Source organism: Kitasatospora sp. NPDC001159, assembly GCF_053598235.1.
The window spans coordinates 1-5,765 of sequence record NZ_JBSFJV010000197.1; the positions used below are offsets into that span (position 1 = coordinate 1).

A 5,765-nucleotide genomic window follows, 5' to 3' on the forward strand; every position below is an offset into this window, starting at 1 on the left:
GTCGAGGCGGAAAGCCGACCAGGAGGAGCCAGCGGCCGAGACCGTGCCGCGGGAGGCGAAGCTGTCCAGTGACACCGCATGGTCTCCTCTCGCCCCCCAGCTACTGGGCCGGACGCAGTGTGGCGTGCCGTTCCCCCGGCCGGAACGCCGTCCTGGGCGCGGCACGAAGGGGGTGATCCCCCGTGTCGTGTCGGACCCGTTGCCCGCGTCCGCCGGTCCCCACACCGCGGTCGACGCGAATCGGGTGGAAGGGCTGATCAACGGCGTCGACCGCCCGTGACATCGGGGATCCAGGTTCAGCGGCGGGCCGGGCGGCCGGGCTTGATGGCGCGGATGGCGATCGCGGCCAGGGTCTGGGCCGGGCCGGCCAGGGAGCGGCCCTTGAGGTGGATGACCCGCAGTGCCCGGCCGAGATCGAGGTCCGGGACGGGCACCCGGGCCAGGCTGCCGGCCGCGAGTTCGCCCGCGACAGCCAGTGAGCTGAGCACGGCGGGCCCGACCCCCTCGATTACGGCCGCCTTGATCGCGGTCGTCGAGGACAGTTCCAGCAGCGGACACGCCAACTCCATGCCGCTCGGCGCGGCCAGCGCGCGTTCGAGGTGGCGGCGGGTGCCGGAGCCGTGCTCCCGGCTGACCAGTGCGGCGGCGGCCAGTTCCACCGGGGTGATGCCGGAGCGCCGCCGGGCCCACGGGTGACCGGGCGCCACGACCACGGTCAGCTCGTCCCGGGCCACCACCCGGCTGGCCAGGCCGTCGGGGACGTCCGGGCCCTCGATGAAGCCGACCTGGGCGGCGCCGGTGAGTACCGCGGTCGCCATGTCGTCCGAGTTTCCGGTGGCCAGGGCCACCGAGGTGCCCGGTGCCGTGGCGTGCAGCGCGGCCAGCCAGCGCGGTAGCAGGTATTCGGCGATGGTGAGGCTGGCGGCCACCGGGAGCCGGCTGTCGCTGCTGCTGCGCAGTGAGGTGATGCCGGCCTCCAGCGTGGCGGCGGCGTCCACGGCGGTGCGCGCCCAGTCCGCGACGAGTGCGCCCTCGGTGGTGAGTCGGCAGCCGCGGGCCGAGCGCTCCAGCAGGGCTACGCCCAGGTGCCGCTCGAGCATGCTCAGTCGCGTGCTGGCGGCGGGCTGGCTGATTTCGTGGGCGCGTGCGGCCGCCCCGATACTGCCGAGCCGGGCCACGGAGAGCAGCAGGTCGTAGGCGGTCAGGTCACTGACTCGGTTGGGCAAGGGCATAACGCCAGTTTATGCATCCATCGGTGATCGGCAGCTACCACGGTTGGATCCCGGAAACCAGGATCGAAGCATGACAGCTCACATCGTGGACAGGCCTGACCCGGCCGCCACCTGCCCGAAATCCCGGTGGTCCGCGCTCGGCGGGAAGATCCCCGGCCTGGCGCTCGCCCTGGGCATCGCGGCGCTCGCCACCGTCCTGGGACGGCTGCTCCCGCTGGTCGGCGGCCCGGTCACCGGCATCCTCATCGGTATCCTGATCGCCACCCTGGTCAGACCCGGGGCGTCATTGCGACCGGGGATCACCACGGCCGGCAAGTTCGTCCTGCAGCTATCGGTCGTTCTGCTCGGCGCCCAGCTGTCGCTGACCGAGATCGTCAGGGTCGGCCTGGGGTCGCTGCCCGTGATGGTCGGCTCGCTGACCGTCTGCCTCACCGCCGCGTACGTCATCGGCCGCCGACTGGGCATCGTGGCGGACCTGCGGACGCTGATCGGAGTCGGCACCGGCATCTGCGGTGCCTCCGCGATCGCCGCCGTCACGCCGGTCATCGGCGCCGCCGGCGCGGAAGTGGCCTACGCGATCTCCACCATCTTCCTGTTCAACATCGCCGCCGTACTCACCTTCCCGGCCCTGGGACATCTGCTGGGTCTGAGCCAGCACGCCTTCGGCCTGTTCGCCGGGACCGCGGTCAACGACATGTCCTCCGTGGTGGCGGCCGCCACCACCTACGGCCCCGCCGCCACCGACTACGCCGTCGTGGTCAAGCTCACCCGCACCCTATTGATCATCCCGATCTGCTTTGGCCTCGCCGCCCTGGCCGAACGCCGCCGGCGCAGCTCGGCCGCATCCCCCACCGCCGGCCGCAAGGTGGGACTGTGCAGGCTGGTGCCCTGGTTCCTGGTGGGCTTCCTGCTGGTGGCCACCGCCAACACGGCCGGCCTGGTGCCGGCGGCGAGCCACCGCGCGCTCAGCGAAGTCTCGGTCTTCCTCATCACCACCGCGCTCTCCGCCATCGGCCTGTCGACCGACCTCGCCGGCCTGCGGCGCGCCGGTCCGCGGCCGCTCCTGCTCGGCGCCTGCCTCTGGGTGATCGTGTCGGTGACCAGCCTGGCGCTCCAGGCCGCGACCGGCGCCCGATAGCGCTGGTCGCGGCCAGTTGCAGCGCCGTTTCAGTTCGGGCACGGGGCGGATGGGCAATCCTCAACACGGAACTCCGCTGTTGAAACGGACTGCCATAACGCGGACGGTCAAGGTAGCCAGTGGTGCGATCGCCCGGCGGCCCAGGCGCGGATCGCGCTGGCGAGCATGGCCAGGAACACCAGCGCCCATACCGCCAGGGCGACCCAGGCTTCACCGGCTCCGATCGCGGTCAGCCACGAGGTGCCGGTCGCATGGCCCAACTGGCGGGTGGCGAATCCGTACATGCCCACCGGGAAGACCAGGCTCCACAGGCCCGTCTCATAGCGCAGCGGGACACGGCGCAGGACATGCCGCCACACGCCGAGCCCGATCAGCAGCGGGATGAGCCACGTGCAGAAGGCCCAGAGCATCAGACACAGTCCCTCGGTCACCTGGCCCGGCAGCAGGCGCTGCGTCGGCGGCAGCGCGAGCAGGCCCGAGCCGGCGAGCACGCTGATCGCCGCCGCGCCCATGAAGACCCAGTACGGCGGGATCAGGTCATCGGGTCCCACCGGGTGCACCAGCAGCCGGGCCAGGACCAGCGCGGCGGTCAGCAGGTGCTGGACGATTCCGATCGCCCAGCACACCGACGCGAGCACGGCGAGCCAGACGTGCGGGGTGAGCCGGTCGAGTGCGGCGCAGGCGACGGCAACCGACTGCGTGCCGACCGCCCAGATGAACCAGGTTCCGTTCACCTGGCCGAGGCAGGGCCGACGACTGGTCGAGGCGATCATCGCGAGCGGGATCCCGTAGCCGAGCAGCAGCCAGCCGGCCTCGCCGACGGCCAGCAGCACGGCTGCCACTGTCCGGGGCCGTCGGCTGCCAGCCGGGCCGACAGGACGCAGGAGGCCGCCACCACGGTGAGCGAGGCGAAGCCGCGCGGGCCGACCAGATCCGCGACCAGTCGCCGTGGCCAGGCCAGCAGCCGCCAGGCCGACGCCGCGAGCAGAAGCAGGTAACCGATCAGGCCGATCACGAGCAGCGCCGCCGACACCGTTCGGGTGGCCCCGCGATCGAGCGCAGTGGAGACGATTCCGGTGGCCATCACGAAGGCGAACGAGCCAGGACTGAGGCCGGCCACGAGCGAGCCGACGGCTTGCATGCGTCTCGGCGTCCCTGGGGCTCATCCAGATCACCGGGCCGCCGCGGAAGAGCGTGAGCATGTGCAGGTTCTCCTGGTACTCGGAGTGGATCGACCACTTCGAGTGCGGGGTCAGGTAGCGCACCACGATCTCGGGCTGCCTGCCGAAGGTGCGGGTGGGGTCGCCGACGTGCGCGAGCATGTTCAGCGGCGGCCGGTAAACGGGCAGCTGCTCGCCGAACTCGGCCATCCAGTCGTGGTCGAGGAAGAAGTGCTGCCGGCCGGTCAGCGTGTGCCAGGGCTTGAGACGTTCGACGTTGACGGTGAACGGGGAGTAGCGGCGCCCGCCCGACTCGGTGCCGGACCACTCCGCGGAGGTGATGACGGCGCGCGGCTGGGTGCGGGTGTCCTCGAAGGTGATCCGGTCACCGCAGCGCTCCTCGGCCAGGTCCGCCAGTTCCACGCCGGTGCGCTCTTCCAGCGCGCGCAGCGAGGCGACGGCTAGGCTGCCGTTGGTGGTGCCGGACAGGGCCAGGATCGCCTCGCAGAACTGGTCGTCGCGGGCGATCGAGGGCCGCCCGTCGCCGACGCCGCCGCGCACCGTGCCGTTGCGGGCCCGCAGGTAGTCGATCTCCCGGTCCGGTGTCCAGGTCAGGTCCTTGGCGGTCGTGCCGAGCATGTCCAGCAAAAGGCCGATCGCGGCCATCTTCTCGGCCGCGGCCGCGTAGTCGCGCTCCACCACGACCAGCTTCGGCATGGTCTTCCCCGGCACCGGCTCAGTCCGTGCTGGAGGACGATCAGGGTGAACGAGTCCATCACCAGCTCCGCGTCGTCCGGGAACTGCTCGGGCGGGCCGAGGTCGGTGCCCTCGGCCAGGATCGCCCTGATGTCGTCCTTCGAGATCACGAGCCCCCCCTGGAGCTCAACACCGTTGCGTTTGGGTCCTGAGCTGCACGTCAAGCCCTGTTGAATGACGCAACGGGACGTCCTGATAGATCAACTTGTGCTGAGCAAGACGATCACCGGGAGTCCCGTTGCAGGAGAAGTCTGTCATCACGCGCACGATCGAGACAGCCGGGGGTGTGTACGCACCCGGCCACCTGGGCGAGTTGACCCAAATCGTGGACTTCTCCCTGGTGGACGCCGTGCTGGAGGAGACCGGGACACGGGAGCGACGCCTGCGGTTGTTGCCCTCGCGGGTGGTGGTCTACTTCGTCCTCGCGCTGGCCCTGTTCGAACACGACTCCTACCGAGGCGTCTGGGGCAAGCTGGTAGCCGGGTTGGAGGGCCTGCCCCTGGTGCGACCGGCCATCTCCTCGCTGTCGCGGGCCCGACGGCGGATAGGGGCCGCGCCGCTGCGGCTCCTGTTCGAGACGCTGGCCGGCCCCGTCGCCCGTCCCGGACAGACGGGTGTGTTCTATCGCGGCCTGCGCACCGTGGCCGTGGACGGCACCCTGCTGCACACACCCGACGACGAGGCGCTCGTCTGGCGCTACCCAAAGCGGATCGGTGAGGGGATGGAGTTCGGCTACCCGCTGCTGCGGCTGCTGGTCCTGATCGAGTGCGGCACCCGCGCCTTGATCGCCGCCGCGTTCGGCCCCGAATCAGACGGCGAACTCACCTATACAAACCGCTTGTTGGACGCACTGGACACCTCGATGCTGCTGTTGGCCGACGCGGCCTTCGACGGAGGTGAGTTCCTGCGCGACGTGACGGCCACCGGTGCACAGTTCCTGGTGCGCTCCTCCGCCCGCCGCGTCCCCACCCCCGCCGGGCACCTCGCAGACGGTTCCTATCTGGCGAGGATCGGCTACGGCGTCCTGCCCGTCCTGCTGACCGTGCGCATCATCGAGGCTCAGGGCAGCCTCGACCTCGGTGAGGTCCACCTTCAGCCCCCCGACGACGACCAGCGAGTCGGAGCGGCCGAGGATGCCGAGCACCCCGGTCGCCGGGTCCAAGCGGGCCCGGCGGACTTAACGTCTCAGCGGGTTCGTGGATTCCGGGAGACGTCGATGGTCGAACCCGACGGTGGGTCCCGTCTGGAAGTGGGGATCCTTGCAGGTTCAGGTGGTGGCGGCTTCGCCGCACCACACTGCAGCCCCGGCGGAACCGCCGGGGCTGCAGTGGAGGATCGCCGTGATCAGAGGATCTTGATCTTCTGAAGCTCGCCGGGCGAGCCTACGGTGGCAGGTCGAACGCACCCACGCCTGGCGGAACGCGTTTCAGCGCGTCGCCCGTTGACGTTGCTCACCGACCGGTGGGGTCAGACGTGTTC

The 5,765-nt window shown here is 70.7% G+C and carries 4 protein-coding genes and 2 pseudogenes; 3 read left to right on the forward strand and 3 right to left on the reverse strand.

What is annotated here, in order from left to right; translation table 11 throughout:
• The coding region (locus ACWC9T_RS40400) for a hypothetical protein (RefSeq protein WP_449826027.1) at positions 1–280 on the forward strand (280 nt) is incomplete at its 5' end.
• 16 nt (positions 281–296) lie between these two features.
• Here ACWC9T_RS40400 and ACWC9T_RS40405 read toward each other — a convergent pair.
• A complete protein-coding gene (locus ACWC9T_RS40405) occupies positions 297–1,232 on the reverse strand; it encodes a LysR family transcriptional regulator (RefSeq protein WP_449826028.1) in 936 nt (311 codons plus the stop codon).
• Between the two features lie 70 nt (positions 1,233–1,302).
• Here ACWC9T_RS40405 and ACWC9T_RS40410 point away from each other — a divergent pair, with 70 nt between their 5' ends.
• Complete coding sequence (locus tag ACWC9T_RS40410) at positions 1,303–2,370, forward strand: YeiH family protein (protein ID WP_449826029.1); 1,068 nt, start codon at positions 1,303–1,305, stop codon at positions 2,368–2,370.
• 107 nt (positions 2,371–2,477) lie between these two features.
• On the opposite strand, the gene ACWC9T_RS40415 is transcribed toward ACWC9T_RS40410, so the two are convergent.
• Entirely contained in the window at positions 2,478–3,536 is a 1,059-nt protein-coding gene (locus ACWC9T_RS40415) for a tellurite resistance/C4-dicarboxylate transporter family protein (RefSeq protein ID WP_449826030.1), read from the reverse strand.
• A pseudogene (locus ACWC9T_RS40420) lies at positions 3,516–4,271 on the reverse strand (nitrate reductase subunit alpha); the annotation flags it as partial. The pseudogene ACWC9T_RS40420 and the gene ACWC9T_RS40415, both read right to left, overlap by 21 nt.
• A 301-nt stretch (positions 4,272–4,572) precedes the next feature.
• Between ACWC9T_RS40420 and ACWC9T_RS40425 the strand changes: the two are divergent.
• Positions 4,573–5,223: pseudogene (locus ACWC9T_RS40425) on the forward strand (transposase domain-containing protein); the annotation flags it as partial.
• Positions 5,224–5,765 lie beyond the last annotated feature (542 nt).

Coding starts and splice junctions, on each gene's coding strand:
- ACWC9T_RS40405 (WP_449826028.1), bottom strand. CDS start 1,232: ATGCCCTTGCCCAACCGAGTCAGTGACCTGACCGCCTACGACCTGCTG.
- ACWC9T_RS40415 (WP_449826030.1), bottom strand. CDS start 3,536: ATGAGCCCCAGGGACGCCGAGACGCATGCAAGCCGTCGGCTCGCTCGT.
- ACWC9T_RS40410 (WP_449826029.1), top strand. CDS start 1,303: ATGACAGCTCACATCGTGGACAGGCCTGACCCGGCCGCCACCTGCCCG.